This window comes from Peribacillus sp. S4, from assembly GCF_046715815.1.
Classification (GTDB): domain Bacteria; phylum Bacillota; class Bacilli; order Bacillales; family DSM-1321; genus Peribacillus; species Peribacillus frigoritolerans.
This window is the reverse complement of the sequence record NZ_CP175708.1, coordinates 4148696-4164667: the sequence shown is the minus strand read 5'-3', so window position 1 is coordinate 4164667 and position 15972 is coordinate 4148696. Positions and strand designations below refer to the sequence as shown.

The 15972-nt window shown below is 42.7% G+C and carries 16 protein-coding genes; 14 read left to right on the top strand and 2 right to left on the bottom strand.

Going from position 1 to position 15972, the window contains the following annotated elements; translation table 11 throughout:
• Positions 1-258: 258 nt before the first annotated feature.
• The 6 genes from ACJ9PY_RS19745 (at position 259) to ACJ9PY_RS19720 (ending at position 5084) form a co-directional block, all read left to right on the top strand.
• Entirely contained in the window at positions 259-672 is a 414-nt protein-coding gene (locus ACJ9PY_RS19745; RefSeq protein WP_057276751.1) for a DUF4064 domain-containing protein, read from the top strand.
• Between the two features lie 179 nt (positions 673-851).
• The gene (locus ACJ9PY_RS19740) at positions 852-1808 is read left to right on the top strand and encodes a transglycosylase SLT domain-containing protein (protein WP_411738792.1); all 957 of its coding nucleotides are present in this window, start codon (positions 852-854) and stop codon (positions 1806-1808) included.
• Positions 1809-1822: 14 nt separating this feature from the next.
• Positions 1823-2740: an immunoglobulin-like domain-containing protein gene (locus ACJ9PY_RS19735; protein ID WP_411738791.1), complete on the top strand. Its 918-nt coding sequence runs from the start codon at positions 1823-1825 to the stop codon at positions 2738-2740.
• A 581-nt stretch (positions 2741-3321) separates the two neighbouring features.
• On the top strand, positions 3322-3705 hold the full coding sequence (locus ACJ9PY_RS19730) for a DnaJ family domain-containing protein (RefSeq protein WP_411738790.1): 384 nt from the start codon (positions 3322-3324) through the stop codon (positions 3703-3705).
• A gap of 94 nt (positions 3706-3799) precedes the next feature.
• A complete protein-coding gene (gene lepB / locus ACJ9PY_RS19725) occupies positions 3800-4351 on the top strand; it encodes a signal peptidase I (RefSeq protein ID WP_223255759.1) in 552 nt (183 codons plus the stop codon).
• A gap of 247 nt (positions 4352-4598) precedes the next feature.
• The gene (locus tag ACJ9PY_RS19720; RefSeq protein ID WP_098369910.1) at positions 4599-5084 is read left to right on the top strand and encodes a DedA family protein; all 486 of its coding nucleotides are present in this window, start codon (positions 4599-4601) and stop codon (positions 5082-5084) included.
• A gap of 86 nt (positions 5085-5170) precedes the next feature.
• On the opposite strand, the gene ACJ9PY_RS19715 is transcribed toward ACJ9PY_RS19720, so the two are convergent.
• A complete protein-coding gene (locus ACJ9PY_RS19715) occupies positions 5171-5905 on the bottom strand; it encodes an SDR family NAD(P)-dependent oxidoreductase (RefSeq protein WP_057276749.1) in 735 nt (244 codons plus the stop codon).
• Positions 5906-6349: 444 nt separating this feature from the next.
• Between ACJ9PY_RS19715 and ACJ9PY_RS19710 the strand changes: the two genes are divergently transcribed.
• The 8 genes from ACJ9PY_RS19710 (at position 6350) to ACJ9PY_RS19675 (ending at position 15653) form a co-directional block, all read left to right on the top strand.
• Positions 6350-7687, top strand: a complete 1338-nt coding sequence (locus ACJ9PY_RS19710) for an MATE family efflux transporter (protein WP_411738789.1) — start codon at positions 6350-6352, stop codon at positions 7685-7687.
• A 155-nt stretch (positions 7688-7842) separates the two neighbouring features.
• A complete protein-coding gene (gene pepV / locus ACJ9PY_RS19705) occupies positions 7843-9255 on the top strand; it encodes a dipeptidase PepV (RefSeq protein ID WP_411738788.1) in 1413 nt (470 codons plus the stop codon).
• 21 nt (positions 9256-9276) lie between these two features.
• On the top strand, positions 9277-10131 hold the full coding sequence (dat, locus tag ACJ9PY_RS19700) for a D-amino-acid transaminase (protein ID WP_411738787.1): 855 nt from the start codon (positions 9277-9279) through the stop codon (positions 10129-10131).
• Positions 10132-10345: 214 nt separating this feature from the next.
• Complete coding sequence (locus tag ACJ9PY_RS19695) at positions 10346-11584, top strand: Nramp family divalent metal transporter (protein WP_264639197.1); 1239 nt, start codon at positions 10346-10348, stop codon at positions 11582-11584.
• A 460-nt stretch (positions 11585-12044) separates the two neighbouring features.
• Positions 12045-12608 carry an RNA 2',3'-cyclic phosphodiesterase gene (gene thpR / locus ACJ9PY_RS19690; protein ID WP_411738786.1) on the top strand — a complete coding sequence of 188 codons (564 nt, stop codon included), beginning with the start codon at positions 12045-12047 and terminating at the stop codon, positions 12606-12608.
• A gap of 19 nt (positions 12609-12627) precedes the next feature.
• Positions 12628-13635, top strand: coding sequence for an NERD domain-containing protein (locus ACJ9PY_RS19685; RefSeq protein WP_411738785.1), 1008 nt, complete (start codon positions 12628-12630; stop codon positions 13633-13635).
• The gene (locus ACJ9PY_RS19680) at positions 13547-14578 is read left to right on the top strand and encodes a diacylglycerol/lipid kinase family protein (RefSeq protein ID WP_411738784.1); all 1032 of its coding nucleotides are present in this window, start codon (positions 13547-13549) and stop codon (positions 14576-14578) included. The genes ACJ9PY_RS19685 and ACJ9PY_RS19680 overlap by 89 nt, the downstream gene beginning before the upstream one ends.
• 292 nt (positions 14579-14870) lie before the next feature.
• Complete coding sequence (locus tag ACJ9PY_RS19675; protein ID WP_411738783.1) at positions 14871-15653, top strand: phosphotransferase; 783 nt, start codon at positions 14871-14873, stop codon at positions 15651-15653.
• Here ACJ9PY_RS19675 and ACJ9PY_RS19670 read toward each other — a convergent pair whose 3' ends face one another.
• Positions 15654-15929 (bottom strand): YtzH-like family protein, encoded by a 276-nt coding sequence (locus ACJ9PY_RS19670; RefSeq protein WP_034309293.1) that lies wholly within the window; start codon positions 15927-15929, stop codon positions 15654-15656.
• Positions 15930-15972: the final 43 nt, after the last annotated feature.

Here is a 15972-nt window from a genome sequence, read left to right as displayed (position 1 = left end):
TTATTCGTTATGGTTGTGAAGGCGGTCCGTTCTTTATAAAACATATGACAAAAATGAATAACCTGGATAATAAAAGAGATGAATTACATGAACGATTGAAAAAGAAGGATGAATGAAGGCAAGGCAGGGGGGGGGTTAAAGGATTTGGACGAATTCACCACATTTACACTCAATTTTGAGGAGTAAGGAATAAAAGTCTTTTATTCCTTCACAGATTGGGTATTATATATACGTGACTTTTCCAGGGAGGCGAAGTAAATGAAACGGACATGGGAATACGCATTAAGTATCATAGGCGTGAGTATCGCCGCGATTTTTTTAATCGTGACGATCATAGCGGCCGTCTATCTCAACAGTATCGATTTGAAAGAAATGGTGGACAACTCATTAATGACAGATTCTCAGGAGTTTTCCTCATCTGAGATAGATATGTCAGTCAAATTTTTCATGGGCTTATTATGGGCTGGGATCATATCTCTGTTCATTGCCTTGGCAGGCGGTTTGATCGCTATCTTTCTATTAAAGGGCGGCAAGGCGAAGGGAGCCGGAATCTTATTGATCATTACGGGCATTCTGACGATTTTTCATGTTTGGCCGCTTATCTTCTTCATCATACCGGGTATCATGTGCCTTGTAAGGAAGCCGAGGGAAACGGTGGAAGTGATCGAATGATCCGGCAGCATACATAGTTTTGTGATTTGAAAACAAAGGAGCTTTCCCGTTAATGCGGGTAAGCTCCTTTTATACTGTAAGGATATTTTAGGGGGGAATACCTTATTATACCTGCAATCACCAGTCTATCATGTTACTATTATTATAGATTTAAATATAAATAGACTGGAGTTCGATCGATGAAGATACCCTTAATGAAGGTTGGGGCACTGACCTGTTTAACACTCGGTTTGTTCAATGGACACGCTTTTGCGGAGTCTGGAATAACCAATGCGTGTTCATCATTCGGTGAGATTCAACCCAATGAAAATCCTTCCCATAAGCAGATCAACTGCTTACTGACGAATGCGGCAATAGAGGCTGAAATCCCCCCTGAAGTGGTAAAAGCGGTGGCTACGCAGGAAAACGGGGATTGGAGGCAATTTAATGAGGACGGTAAACCGATTATATCCGGCGATGGCGGTATCGGTCTAATGCAGCTTACCAATAAAAGTGGGTATGAGCAGAAAAAGCTGGAAAATGATATAGTCTACAATATCGGGGTAGGCGTCGAGGTCCTGAGTGGTATGTATTCAAGAAGGGATTTACCCAAGATCAAAGGTGCAGGGCGCAGGGTCATCGAAAATTGGTATTTCCCTGTCATGGCTTACAATGGGACAAAACCGGTGAACAGTCCTCTTTACCAGGAAAACGGGAAAATAAATGTGAATGCGTACCAAGAGGAAGTTTTTGCTGAGATAGAAAACCAAAGTTATTTGAATGATACAAAACTGGCAAAATATCCATTCAAAACTTCTGACTTTCAATATGATCGGGACAGCACGGAAAATATCATCTTTACAAATCTTGTATACACACTGACAGAGCAAACACATGACTCTGTTTATTGGTTCAAGGCTGGAGACAAAGTGGTGACGACATCAAGCGCGAATATCAGGAAAGAAATAAGCACTACGGCAGGTGCAGTATCTGTTCCACCAAATACAAGCTTGATCATCACAGGGAATTTTAACTATCACGAATCTAAAGGAAATAAATTTGTTTTTTACCCCGTACAAACGGAAGACGGGAAGATTAAGGGGTATGTTTCATCGGCTTACCTATCCAATAGGCTATCGATTGTCGCACCTATCTAGGATACGAATAACCTGTGATTTCAGGGACTGCCGGTAAATCAATTCCATTCAACTCAACTTTCAATCCTAAAACCGGCGTAAAGGCGAAGGATAATAAAGATGGTGACTTAACGAATGTCATCCGAGTTGAAGGTAAGGTCGATACCAAGAAAGTGGGCACCTATAATTTGACTTATACGGTAGCTGACAAAGCTGGGAATGTTTCCAAGGTCACAAGGAAAATAACCGTTTATGATCAAGTCAAGCCTGTGATTTCAGGTACCGGGAACAAAACCATCAAACTTAATTCTTCATTCAATCCAAAAACAAACGTGAGTGCGAAGGATAATGCCGATGGAAATTTGACTAGTAAAATCAAAGTGACGGGTACAGTCAATACGAAGAAAAAGGGGACCTATATATTGAAGTATACGGTCACAGATTCATCGAAAAATGCGGCGACAGTCACAAGGAAGATCACGATAGATGGCACCAAGCCAGTCATCACGGGAGCCAATAGTAAAACCGTTGGCTATTATTCGACATTCAGCCCTGAATCGGGCGTATCTGCGAAAGATAACCTGGATGGCAACATGACGAGTAAAATAAAGGTGACAGGTACGGTGAATACAAAGAAAAAAGGTACGTATACATTAAAGTATACAATCACTGATTCATCGAAAAATACTGCAACAGTCACAAGAAAGATCACGGTAGACAGCACAAAGCCTGTCATTTCCGGTGCTAAGAGCAAAACCATTGCCTATAACTCGACATTCAATCCTAAATCAGGTGTATCCGCAAAAGATAATCTTGATGGAAGCTTAACAAGTAAGATCAAAATAACAGGGACTGTGAATACGAAGAAAAAAGGCACCTATACATTGACTTACACAGTTACGGATAAATCGAAGAACAAGGCGGAAGTAAAAAGGGAAATCACCGTTAAATAGAAGGCCAAAAAGGATTCCCTGAATAGGGAAATCCTTTCAGAATGTAGACAAACTCGATGAAAATCGAGTTTGTCTACATTTTTTTTTGGCTTGTACAAATTTGGACGTTGATTTCCACTTCAGGCACTCGCTTTCCGCGGGCGGTCCGGGAGCCTCCTCGGCGCACTTGCGCCTGTGGGGTCTCCCTTAGACTCGCTATTCCCGCAGGAGTCTCGCACCTTCCGTTCCAATCAACTATGTTTAATATTTCAGATAGGGCTCCTTTTGCCTACAGTCTTTTTTGTTTTAATATAGAACTATTAAAACTTGAGGTGATGAGGATGTTTTCGAAACATCATTCTAATCAGCGATATCAACTTGAAATGATTACTTTAGATCAACTCGTGCCGGCGAATCATTTGTTCGTAAAATGGAGGCTTCCATGGACTTCACTTTCATTATTTTTTGATGCCTGAATATGTTTGGCTGAAAGATTGGCCTATATAATAGTAGAAAGTGTCCCCAAGGGTGGAGTGGGTATTGATAAAAATGTTATAATTGTAAAAACATGTAATGATTAGTGATCTGAAGGGGGATTGTTTATGGGCAAAGAACACGGGCATGTGAACTGGATGGATCAGATTTTCAAGGAATATGAAAGAGAAGGCGGGCTGAAGAATAATCCTGGCTTTGGTAAACCGCTTCCGGAGTCTGCGCTGTCGGGAAATATATATGACAACTTCTTGACGAAGGCCAAGGATGCCGGCTTCCTTCCGCTTTGGATAAAATGGCAAAAAGAAATTCGCGAAGAGCTAGCCGAATTGGTTCGATTGAAAAAAATGAATGGAACTGAATCCGAATTAATGAAACGAATGGGTGAAATAAATGAGAAAGTCCGTACATATTATGCGATTTGTCCAACTAAAATGCAGCGCAGGGAAATAGAGTTGGAAAGTATGGAAATCCAGCGTGGAAAATGGAAGTAAATGACAATGTGTAAAATGTGGGTATTTCTATGACGTGATCATGAAAGGATTATGTTATAATGGCATGAATAAAAAACAGAGAGAGGGACTTCGATTGGAAAAAAGAAAAGAAGTTTTTTCATGGATAAAAGCGATATTGATTGCAGTCATTCTAGCTTTTTTAATTCGAACGTATATTTTTGCACCGATTGTCGTGGACGGTGAGTCAATGATGCCGACTCTGCAAGACCACGAAAGAATTGTTCTTACCAAGTTTGGAACGAATATCGATAATATAGACCGGTTTGATATTGTCGTTTTTCATGCAACGGTAGATAAAGATTATATAAAAAGGGTTATCGGTCTGCCAGGTGACCATATTGAATATAAAGACGATACGCTTTATATTAATGGGAAAGCTTATGAAGAACCATACTTGGACAAATATAAGAATCAGATGCCATCAGGAGTGCCGCTGACTGAATCCTTCAAGCTCGAAGATATTACAGGCAGCATGACAGTGCCGGAAGGCCAGTTGTTCCTTATGGGGGACAATCGCCAAAATAGTTTGGATAGCCGTGAAATTGGCACGATTTCCGTCGATGAAATCGTGGGCAAGGCGAATCTAGTGTATTGGCCGATCAATGAAATAAAGATTGTGAAATAAGAAGAAGCGGACTCGGGTATCGAGTCCGCTTTTATTGTTGCCGATTTTCATCCTTAATGAGGAAACTTCCATACAGGTATTTCAACAAAAAACGTGTCCATTCTTCTTTTTTTTCTATTTTTTTTTTGAAAATCAACTCATTTGGGTTAAATTAGGTTATCCTATTAAAAAGAAGTAATCACGTTACCCAGGCCCGCATAAGAAAATGGATTACTTTAATAAAGGGTGCTGAGATGGAGTACTTTAGATGGATATAGTAAAAGATTTAATATCAAACTATGGTTATTTTGCGATATATGGATTGTTGGCGATTGGGATTATTGGCTTGCCGGTACCTGATGAGTTCATGATGACTTTTGTCGGCTATTTGTCATCCATTTCCGTTTTGAATGTCCAGGGAGCTTTCCTTGTCAGTTTCCTTGGCTCGATATCCGGGATGCTTGTCAGTTATTTCATCGGAAAAAAGGTGGGGAAGCCTTTTTTGAGGAAGCATGGTAAGTGGATCAAAATGACCCCCGCGAGGTTGGAAAGATTGGAGAAATGGTTCAATAAATACGGTCCATGGACGATTATCATCGCCTATTTCATTCCAGGAGTCCGTCACTTCGCCAGTTACATTTCCGGTATGAATGGAATGGGGAAACGAAAGTATTTTATCTTTGCAGGAGCAGGGGCATTCAGCTGGTGTTTGGTATTTACGACTTTTGGCTATTTCATCGGTGTGTTAACTTAACTCATTACAACTTACAAAATTTCTTTATTGAATCAGAAAATCCCGTTTCTGAGTATTAGAAGCGGGATTTTCCATTTCTGCTTTAATTATTGAGCGGAGTATCCGCCGTCGATGACAAGCTCGGCACCAGTTACGTATGAAGCTTCATCGGATGCTAGATAAAGCACGGCATTTGCAATATCCGCCGGCTGACCCAAACGTTGTAATGGAGTGGCCTTGATCATTTGGTTCACTAACTCTTTTGATTCTTCTAATTTTTGAGTCATCGGTGTTTCGATGATACCAGGGAATACGGCATTGACACGGACGCCCATGCGGCCATATTGCGTTGCGGCAGCCTTGGAAATAGCACGGACGGCACCTTTTGAAGCTGAATAAGAGTTTAAGCCCATTCCGATTTGAGCTGTAAAGGAAGAAATATTCACAACTGCGCCTTTACCTTCTTTAGCCATGTGAGGAACAACGTGTTTCATTCCAAGGAATGGTCCAAATCCATTGATGCCTAACATTAGCTGCCAATCGGCCAATGTCGTATCGTTAATGCCTTTTTCCGTTGAGATACCGGCATTGTTTACCAAAATGTCGATTTGGCCAAATTTAGCGATAACTTCATCCGTCACCTTTTTCCAGCTTTCGTCTGAAGATACATCAAGTACAGTACCATGGACGTTATCGAGTTCATTCACGGCAGCTACAGCTTTTTCATTGATATCGGCAGCAATGACTTGTGCTCCTTCTTTTGTGAATAGGTCTACCATTTCCCTGCCCATACCAGATGCTCCGCCAGTGATAATGGCTACTTTATCAGTCAATCTTCCCATCATGATCACTCCTAATTAGTTGTCATAACGAAGAATATATATTCAAGCATAGTTCAAAAGGTATATTATCAACGAGCAATACTAAAAACTCCTTCAAGAATCCGTCAAGTATTTTATTTTCCGGCTTGGGAAATGCCTTTTTCTTGCTGGATAAAAATGTACTTCCCATAACCCCTGCGGGTTGAAAGCGATATCAATCTTTCAATCTTCAAATTTTGATAAGTAAATGATCCAGATTTAAAATGGGTTTTACCCGTTCTATTTGAAACGTTCCACAAGTAATCTTGTAGTGGCATCTCATGCATGTTGGGGAGCACCATATGTACAATTCTAGTGATTAAAATTAAATACTGCAATATTTTTGTACTTTGAATACAATTTTTTATAACGACATTCCAATCCTAACTTTTCAGAACTTTTATGTACATAGGAGGTCATCATTTTATGAATAACAGAGTATACCTTTCCTTGGCCATCCCGCTTACGATTTCTACAATGAGTACGCCCTTGCTCGGTGCAGTCGATACGGCTGTGGTTGGAAAGTTGAGTGATCCCGCTTATATTGGCGGGGTGGCTGTCGGAACCATAATTTTTAATACGATGTATTGGCTTTTTGGTTTTCTTCGGGTCAGTACATCTGCTTTCGCTGCACAAGCGGAAGGGGCAAGGGATGAAAAGCAAACCCTGATGGCCTTGATTCGGCCTTTTTTCATTGCAGCGATCATCGGTCTGCTTTTTATCGTGATCCAAAAGCCCATTTTGAATGTATCGTTAGGCGCAATCGGTCCGGAATCGGATGTTTCCGCCTTTGCCACAGATTATTTCGGCATCAGGATATGGGGCGCGCCATTTGCTCTATTGAATTATGTCATCTTAGGCTGGTTAATGGGGAAATCGAGGATAAAAACGTCTTTGTTCATTCAAGTTTTCATGAACGTGATGAATATAATCTTATGCCTCGTTTTCGTTAATGTTTTTTCATGGTCTGTATCAGGGGTTGCTGCCGCTACACTGATATCAGAGATTTCCGCTTTTTTACTGGGCTTGTGGGTCATCCGGAAAGCGGTTAACGTACCGGATTCTTTTTCAATCCGGGAGGGGTTCGATCGGGCTTCCCTGAAAAAAATGATGGTGGTCAACAGGGATTTATTCATCAGGACCATTTGCCTGATCACGGTTTTCAATCTTTTTACGGCCAAGGGAGCGACTTTCGGGACAGAGACCCTGGCGGCCAATGCCGTACTCATTCAAATCCATTATCTGATGGCCTATTGCTTTGATGGCTTCGCGAACGCGTCAAGTCTTCTGGTCGGGAAGGCGATTGGTTCGAGAGATATAAACCTTTATAAAAAAACACTCTCACTCTCGGCGCGGTGGGGCTTGTATGCCTCGTTCATACTTGCCGCATCTTACTATCTTTTCAGCGATGAGGTCATTCTCTTATTCACGGACATTCCCGGCGTCATCAAATTGGCCCATGAATATGGACTTTGGATAGTCCTATTCCCATTCAGTGCCTTTATCGGACTCATTTTTTATGGAGTGTTTACCGGTGCGACTGAAGCCGTTCCAGTAAGGAACTCGATGCTTCTGGCACTGATGGCTTTTTTAATAGTCCAATTCGCAGCAGTAAGCAATCATGGCAATCATGGTTTATGGCTTGCATTCCTGGCTTTCAGTTTAGGACGTTCTTTGTTTTTAGCATTATATATCCCAAGACTGAACAGAAAAGTAACAGAGTTAATGAATGACGATAGTCTAATGAAATCATCCTCTTTTTAATAAAAGAGGGTGTTTTTTTATTTTTGTAAGGATTTTATCGGTAGTTTGATGTTAGCAATAATGCGGGAATACGAAGAATAGGTAGCAAGGCTTGGCGAATGTGGTAGTAAAAGTGATAAAATGAAAAATATATATAAAAGAGGAGTTGTCATATTTTGAGTGAATTGAATTGGCGAGAAGAAGTTGAAAAACGGAAAATGGATTTATTGCTGGACACACAAAACTTATTGAAAATAAAAAGTGTACTTGATGAAGAACATCCGACAGAGGAGGCCCCACTCGGTAAAGGGGTGAAGGAAGCGCTTGATTTCATGCTTCAATTAGGCGAAAAAGACGGTTTTACTGTGAAAAATGTCGATAATGTCGCTGGGCATATCGAAATGGGGGAAGGCGAGGAGTTAATCGGGATATTATGCCATGTCGACGTGGTACCTGAGGGAGATGGCTGGAGTTCGGATCCGTTTGGCGCTGAAATCCGCAATGGCCGCATATATGCCCGTGGGGCAATCGATGATAAAGGGCCGACGATGGCTGCCTATCATGCGATGAAGCTGGTCCGGGAGCTAGGAGAACCTTTGAACAAACGTGTGAGGATGATCATTGGAACCGATGAAGAATCGAACTGGCGCTGCGTTGACCGGTACTTTGAAGTGGAGGAAATGCCTTCGATCGGCTTCGCACCAGATGCTGACTTCCCGATCATCAGTGCGGAAAAAGGAATCTGGGATTTCTCGGTTATCCATCCTGCCGATGCAGGAAATGGCACGAACTCAGACGTGAATGTCATCGAGTTTTCTTCAGGTCGAAGGACGAATATGGTACCGGATTTTGCGACGGCTATCGTGGAAACGGACAAACCTGCTGAAGTGGCGGCAAACTATCAGGATTATTTGCAAAAGTACTCATTGGGGGGCCAAGCCGTTCCGCAAAAAAATCAAGTGCTGCTTGAAATGAATGGTGTCTCGGCACACGCGATGGAACCGAACAACGGAAAAAATGCAGGTCTGCATTTAGCCGTATTTTTAGCTGATCTCACTCTTGATCCGCATGCGAAAGCCTACTTCACTTTCATCAAGGATCGTTTGTTCGAAGATTCCCGCGGAAATAATTTAGGTGTGGCTTATTCGGATGAGCAAACAGGAGAATTGACGATCAATGCCGGCGTTTTCAATTATTCTAAACAAGGCGACAGCTCGATCGGTTTCAGCATGCGTTATCCGGTCACGTTTGAGTGGGAACGGCAAAAGGCGGCGCTGGAAGAAAGGCTTGCGGCATATAATTTGAAAGTGAAGACCAATTCGCATTCAACTCCCCATTATGTGGACAGTGAAAGCTTCTTGATCAAGACGTTGCAGGAAGTGTATGAAGCGGAGACAGGTGATAAAGCCGAGCTTCTTTCGATTGGCGGCGGAACATATGCCCGTTCATTGAAAGAAGGCGTTGCATTTGGCCCGCTTTTCCCTGGCAGCGAAGACATTGCGCATCAGAAAGATGAATATATTGATATTGAGGATATGCTTAAGGCTACGTCCATTTATGCACGTGCCATTCATGAATTGGCTAAATAAGAGGCAAAGAGGGAGAAAGACATGGGAAAAATCATTTTTAACGGCGACCTTAAAAGCAGGTCCGAAGTAAAGGTAGATATAGAAGACAGGGGATATCAATTCGGTGATGGCGTCTATGAAGTCATCCGGGTTTATAATGGCGAATTATTTACGGAGGATATGCATCTGAACCGACTGATGGACAGTGCGAAGTTGATTCAGATGAAAGTTCCCTTTGCCATAGCGGAAATCAAAACCCGCATGAAAGAGCTGATCGCTGAAAATCAACTGAAGGACGGTATCGTCTATATGCAGCTGACAAGGGGAGTATCTGCGCGTACACACTCTTTTCCAACTGCAGAGGTGGAACCGGTCTTTGTCGCCTATACAAAGGAAATGCCTTATACAGGCAAAATGAAGCCAGGGGTCAATGCTGTTACCACCGAAGATATACGCTGGCTGCGCTGTAATATCAAGAGTTTAAATCTACTGGGAAATATAATTGCTAAACAGCAAGCGGTGGAAGCCGGCTGTGATGAAGCGATCCAGCATCGTGATGGTACGGTGACGGAGGGTAGTTCGTCAAATGTATCAATCGTGGTGGATGGGCAACTTAAAACGCATCCGGCCACAAACTTGATCCTGAATGGAATTACCCGTCAGGTGATGCTGAAGCTTTGCGCTGATCATGGGATTCCCTATGTCGAAGAAGCCTTTACGGTCGAGGACATGATGGCAGCCGATGAAGTTCTTTATACAAGCACTAGCGTCGAAGTGACACCAATTATAAATATCGATGGCCAATCGATTGCAGCCGGGGAACCCGGTCCGATAACTCAAAGACTGCAGAAACTGTTTTCCGAGGAAATCGAGAAGCAATGCGGTTCCATTAAATAGAGTAACGCCCCTTTGCCACTAATGGCAAAGGGGTTTTTTATCTGTTAGCCGGAAGCGAGATGGCCTTCCCCGAATCCCCGATCACGTTAATTACATCGATATGCAATCCTCCCTTTTTGACATTTTCAAGAACCAGGAATATACTTGCTAATAACCTAAAAAGTTTACCTGTCGCAACAATTTAAGTTGCGTATAAAAAGGAGTTGACATAGATATGTCCGATGTGTTGCATCAATCTTCTTCGAGAGGAATAAAAAAACTGCTTCCCTATCTAGGGCCTGCCTTCATAGCAGCTGTTGCCTATATTGATCCAGGGAATTATGCGACCAATATTACAGCCGGATCTAAATATGGCTATACGTTATTATGGGTTATCTTCGCCTCCAATTTAATGGCTGTGCTAATCCAATCTCTATCAGCTAAGTTGGGGATAGCCACTGGAAAGAACCTTCCGGAGCTATGCAGGGAAAAATTTTCGAAAAAAACATCTTTCTTATTATGGATTCAGGCTGAAGCCGTTATAATGGCAACCGACCTGGCTGAATTCATAGGAGCCGCACTTGGGATTTATTTATTATTTGACTTACCGTTAATCACATCGGCAATCATTGCAGCGATTGGTTCCTTTGCCATTCTGGAAATCCAGCGCAGGGGTTATCGAACATTCGAAGCCCTGATTACGGTCATGATATTTGTCGTTGTGATAGCTTTTGGCGCTCAAGTTTTTTATGCAAAACCTGACACGTCGGCCGTTGTTTTAGGACTATTCACTCCAAAATTCGAGGGAGTGGACAGCATTTTACTATCGGCCGGTATGCTTGGAGCCACCGTTATGCCACATGCGATATACCTTCATTCCTCTTTGACTCAAAGAAGGATAGTCGGAGTGAACGATATGGAAAGAAAAAGGATTTATCGTTTTGAGCTAATTGACATTGTCATCGCCATGTTGATTGCAGGTGCGATCAATGCCGCCATGGTCATCGTTTCAGCTGCCCTATTTCATAAGAATGGAGCACTAGTGGAGGACTTGGATGTTGCCTATCAACAATTCGGGGCCATGCTTGGACCATCAGTCGCGATGTTCTTCGGAATAGGATTATTATTTGCCGGTTTATCGAGCTCATCCGTTGGTGTAATGACAGGTGATGTTGTCATGCAAGGGTTCATTAAAAGACATATTCCGATTTATTTAAGAAGGGTCATTACTACCGTCCCGCCCCTGCTCATAATATTATGGGGAGTGAATCCATCCAAAGCGCTTGTGATGAGCCAAATTGTACTCTCGTTTGGCATCGCGTTTGCCTTAGTGCCATTGATCATGTTTACAAGCAATAAAAAAATCATGGGCAGCCTGGTCAACCATAAAATCACCTCGAGCATCGCTTGGCTTATAGCTGTACTTATCATTGGACTGAACTTGTTCCTGCTTTACGAAACACTGTTCAGCTAATATGGGAATGGCAGGGAAGGACCGATTTTTGGTCCTTTAGATTGAAACTCGATAATAATTGAGTCAGGTTTTTAAAATTTGACCGTTGATTTCCCCTCCAGGCACTCGCTTTCCGCGGGCGGTCCGGGAGTCTCCTCGGTGCCTATGCACCTGCGGGGTCTCCCTTGGACGCGCTTTCCCCGCAGGAGTCTCGAGCACCCGCTCCAATCAACTTTGGATAGTACTTCTTTTGCCTCCAGTATTCAGGACCGATTTTTGGTCCTTTTTTGCTGTTTTTTTCGTTAATCTACCCAGCCTGAAAAATACATTCCGGACCTGCGCATGATCCGTCAGGGGCTTTGTTCATAGGATGGTAGATTAGGGATATTCCTGTGGAGGGAGTATGTATTAGGAAGCCCAGGAAAAGGTATAGGCAATGGGAATTATGGTAAAATTAAAGGGAAAACAGGAAGGAATGGAAATGAACATGAATACTCATTTTTTCTTTGCTTTAGTATTGCCTGATGATATTAAGGCCTATTTAAATGCTGTTACGGAACAACTAAAGCCAGACTTTCCATTTAAGAAATGGCTGCATCCAGCCGATTATCATATTACGATGGCATTTTTGGGCAATGCTCCCGATACATTGAAAGAAGATGCTTTGGGGCGTGTGGGAAGCGAGCTTGCCAATGAGGCCTCATTCGGCTTGGAACTGGGCGATATCGGCGGTTTCGGCAAGAGTGATAGTCCAAGGATTCTATGGGCAGGCGTCAAGCAGCAAGAAAGGCTTTTTGCCATTCAAAGGAAAGTCTATAATTCCTGTATCGAGGCGGGTTTTGAACTTGATAAAAAGCCGTTTAAGCCTCATATTACACTGGCAAGAAAATTCGAGGGGGATAATCCCTTTTCGCTGGAGGGCGTTCGCCAGATGGCGAATGTGCAGGATAAGCATTTTGAAGCAGACCAGGTTGCGTTATATCAAACACATCTTGGAGCTTCCCCTTCATACGAGAAGGTTTTCACGATAAACCTCCAAAAATAGAGAGATGGGTGGTGGTCGCATGCCACAGCTCATAAAGATGCAAGATTATATTTCCCGGTATGAGCAGGATATTTATCGTTATCCTACACAATTTGCGCGGTTGAAAAAACAGCAATGGGATAAATTGAAGGCTGCTTATAATGCGGGCGAGCTAGATCGGTTGTATAGTGAACATACTGAAAGTGAAACACAGGTCAAATTTGATCCTCCTCAGGAAGATTCGAAGCGCCTGTTTAAAAGGGTGAAAGGCATATTCCTCCGGACAGGTAAACAGGAGTCAGGGGCGGAAGAACTGCCGATGCCGAACCGGATTGAAGATCCTAATGTTTTTTCATTAAGATTTCCGTTCCGGCCGGCCAGTCTCGATGAATTAAAGCAAAATTTTTTAAATCAATTGCTTCGTTTTCAAATGAAATGGGGGAGTTCGACGCTTCGTGAAAAGTCATTTGTGGACCAATCATTCTTTTTGGATGAGAGGCTCCGCTTTTTTCTGCAGCGTTTTCCGGATACGTTTCTCGTATTATATAAACCTATCTTTCTTTTGAAAAATGCGCCTGTTGAGGTCGAAGTCATTTTATTGACCCCAGTTGATGCATGGTGCATCACGTTTCTGGAAGCGGAAGAAGACGCTGCTTTCATCGGGTCAAGTGAACGATTCTGGGTCCGCAGGCATCATAAGCATCCTGATAAAAAGGTGCTCAATCCTTTGCTTGGTGCAAATCGGATGACGAACATCGTCTCCCAGTTATTTGAGCTATATGGAGTGAACATGCCGATTAAAAAGGTGATTTTATCCCGGAATGGATATGTCGATTATCCCGAAGCCCCTTATGATATTACGATATTGGATAAACGGACCTTCCCGGAATGGTTCGAAAGGATGCGGGCCATATCGTCTCCGCTCAAGGCACAGCAGTTAAAAGGGGCACAGGCTTTGCTTGAACATTGCCAAACTACACCCAGCCTGCGACCTGAATGGGAAGCGGAGTATAACCAAACGGATGGAAATCAGCATGCCGCACCTTAAAGAAACGGTGTATTTCATTGTCAATCCAATGGCAGGAAATGGAGAGAGTTTGAAGGTTTGGAAAAAAGCCGAGAAAATACTGCAATCAAAAGCTGTTCCCCATGAGGTGTTTTTTACACGGGAAAAAGGGCATGCGCTAAGAATGACGAAGGAGATCCTATCAGGGACGAAGCAGGATACCCGGATGATCGCTGTCGGGGGTGATGGCACGATCAATGAAATGATAAATGGCGCCATTGGTTTCCCTCACGCTATCATCGGCTCCCTTGCGGCTGGATCCGGCAATGATTATGTAAGGGGCATTCAAAAAACCGAGAGTGTGGAAGAAGCACTTTCTTTATTTCAGGATAATGCCTTTAGTGCCATTGATATTGGACAGTTCGAGACGAATGGCAAGATGGGGTATTTCGTGAACAGCCTGGGAATGGGCATTGATGCTGAAATTTCCGATGAAGCGGACCGTTCCCCTCTGAAAAAATGGTTTAATTTTATCAGAGCGGGTAAATTAATTTATCTGTTCATTTTTATAAAAAAGATAGTGACTTACAAGCCCGGCTGCATGGAATTGATCATTGATGGTGACCGGCATTTTTTGAAAAAGGTTTGGTTCATCGTTATTGCGAACCAGTCCTATTTTGGCGGCGGGATGAAAATTTCACCGATGTCGAAGGTGGATGATGGCAGTTTGAACGTGATTGCGGTCCATGATATTCCTTTGTTGAAATTATTGACCGTCTTCATCACCGTTTTATGGGGCGGTCACCTGAACATTAAAAATGTTGATTCTTTTTCCGGTAAAAAGATAAAAATGAAGAATGAAGGGTCAGTGAAAATCCAGTCTGATGGGGAAATTGTTGGTAGGAACGAAGTAGCTGCAGTGGTTCTGAAAGAGAAAATGCGCGTCATGTTACAGGCTGATAACCGATACAAAAATATGAAATGATTTATTTGTTTTTGTTTTATGCGTATAATCGTTTTATAGTACTTGACGAAGAAACCGTTTTTCAACTAAAATTTAATTTATGGCTATTGTTTAATTGCTCAATAGCTATTTTTTTATTTCTCTAAAATGAGGATGTTTTTAATTGCGGGTATCATCCCGATGCAAGTATATATGCAGCTTCGCCAGCAGGCGGATTTTTTATAAAACATGGACTCAAAGTAGTGGTAATACATACACTAGGTGAACGTACCCACATTTGTATGATTAAGCGAGGAAATCGAAGGTGAACCAGTTGGAACATTTATTAGGTCAGGAGTGGGATATATCCCCTGCTGGAGGAGCTACGGGAGAAGCCTTTATTGCCGAGAAAGAGGGGCAGAAGCTCTTCCTTAAACGAAATTCATCGCCATTTTTAGCTGTTCTTTCAGCTGAGGGCATTGTTCCAAAGTTAATGTGGACAAAACGCCTGGAAAATGGGGATGTAATTACGGCCCAGCATTGGATGGAAGGCAGGGAGCTATCTCAGCAGGAAATGAACAATATAAGAGTCGCAAAGCTGCTTCAAAAAATTCATCAATCCGATCCTTTGTTAAGCATGCTCAAAAGGCTTGGGAAATCCCCTTTACGACCTGAAAGTATACTTACAGACATAGAAACCGGGTTATCTTCGGATGTTACGGACATTCCGATTATCAAACAGGCCATCCATTTTTTACAGAACAATCTCCTGTTGATTGAATGCGACGAAAAAGTCGTCTGTCATTGTGATGTGAACCACAATAATTGGCTCATGACAGAAACGGACGGATTGTTCCTGATTGATTGGGACGGAGCGGTCATAGGCGATCCGGCCATTGACCTCGGCATACTCCTTTATTCATATGTCCCGAGGGAAGAATGGAATCAATGGCTTGCCCGTTACGGCAAGAAGCTTGACGCAGGCCTGGAGATGAGGATGAAATGGCACACGGTTTCACAACTTGTGCTTTCCATCCAATGGCATCATCGCAGGAAGCGGTACGGGGAAAGAAATGAATTACTGCAAAAACTGGAAGCTTTATTGATGGTCAGCTGATCAGAATTGATCTATATCATCCACCCACTGGGACAGGTCGTTCTGGTGGGTTGAAATATGTGCATCTAAATCGGCGGTACCGATGCCCGTCTGACTGTATTCGTAAATCTCCGTCAGTATCGTTTTCACATTGCTGTCAATTTCCATATTGATCATTAAGGATTTGACGAGCCTTTCAACCTGTTCACATTCAGAAACGGATCCGCAGCAGTCTGTTTGATGGTTGGTCAATATATCTTTCAATAGTGACATTTGGTGTTCATGGGAAAGCGGCATATAATGCCTCTCCTTTCTTAAACATGGATTCAAGGGATTCCCA

Coding starts and splice junctions, on each gene's coding strand:
- ACJ9PY_RS19745 (WP_057276751.1), top strand. CDS start 259: ATGAAACGGACATGGGAATACGCATTAAGTATCATAGGCGTGAGTATC.
- ACJ9PY_RS19740 (WP_411738792.1), top strand. CDS start 852: ATGAAGATACCCTTAATGAAGGTTGGGGCACTGACCTGTTTAACACTC.
- ACJ9PY_RS19730 (WP_411738790.1), top strand. CDS start 3,322: ATGGGCAAAGAACACGGGCATGTGAACTGGATGGATCAGATTTTCAAG.
- ACJ9PY_RS19720 (WP_098369910.1), top strand. CDS start 4,599: ATGGATATAGTAAAAGATTTAATATCAAACTATGGTTATTTTGCGATA.
- ACJ9PY_RS19715 (WP_057276749.1), bottom strand. CDS start 5,905: ATGGGAAGATTGACTGATAAAGTAGCCATTATCACTGGCGGAGCATCT.
- ACJ9PY_RS19710 (WP_411738789.1), top strand. CDS start 6,350: ATGAATAACAGAGTATACCTTTCCTTGGCCATCCCGCTTACGATTTCT.
- dat (WP_411738787.1), top strand. CDS start 9,277: ATGGGAAAAATCATTTTTAACGGCGACCTTAAAAGCAGGTCCGAAGTA.
- ACJ9PY_RS19695 (WP_264639197.1), top strand. CDS start 10,346: ATGTCCGATGTGTTGCATCAATCTTCTTCGAGAGGAATAAAAAAACTG.
- thpR (WP_411738786.1), top strand. CDS start 12,045: ATGAACATGAATACTCATTTTTTCTTTGCTTTAGTATTGCCTGATGAT.
- ACJ9PY_RS19685 (WP_411738785.1), top strand. CDS start 12,628: ATGCCACAGCTCATAAAGATGCAAGATTATATTTCCCGGTATGAGCAG.
- ACJ9PY_RS19670 (WP_034309293.1), bottom strand. CDS start 15,929: ATGCCGCTTTCCCATGAACACCAAATGTCACTATTGAAAGATATATTG.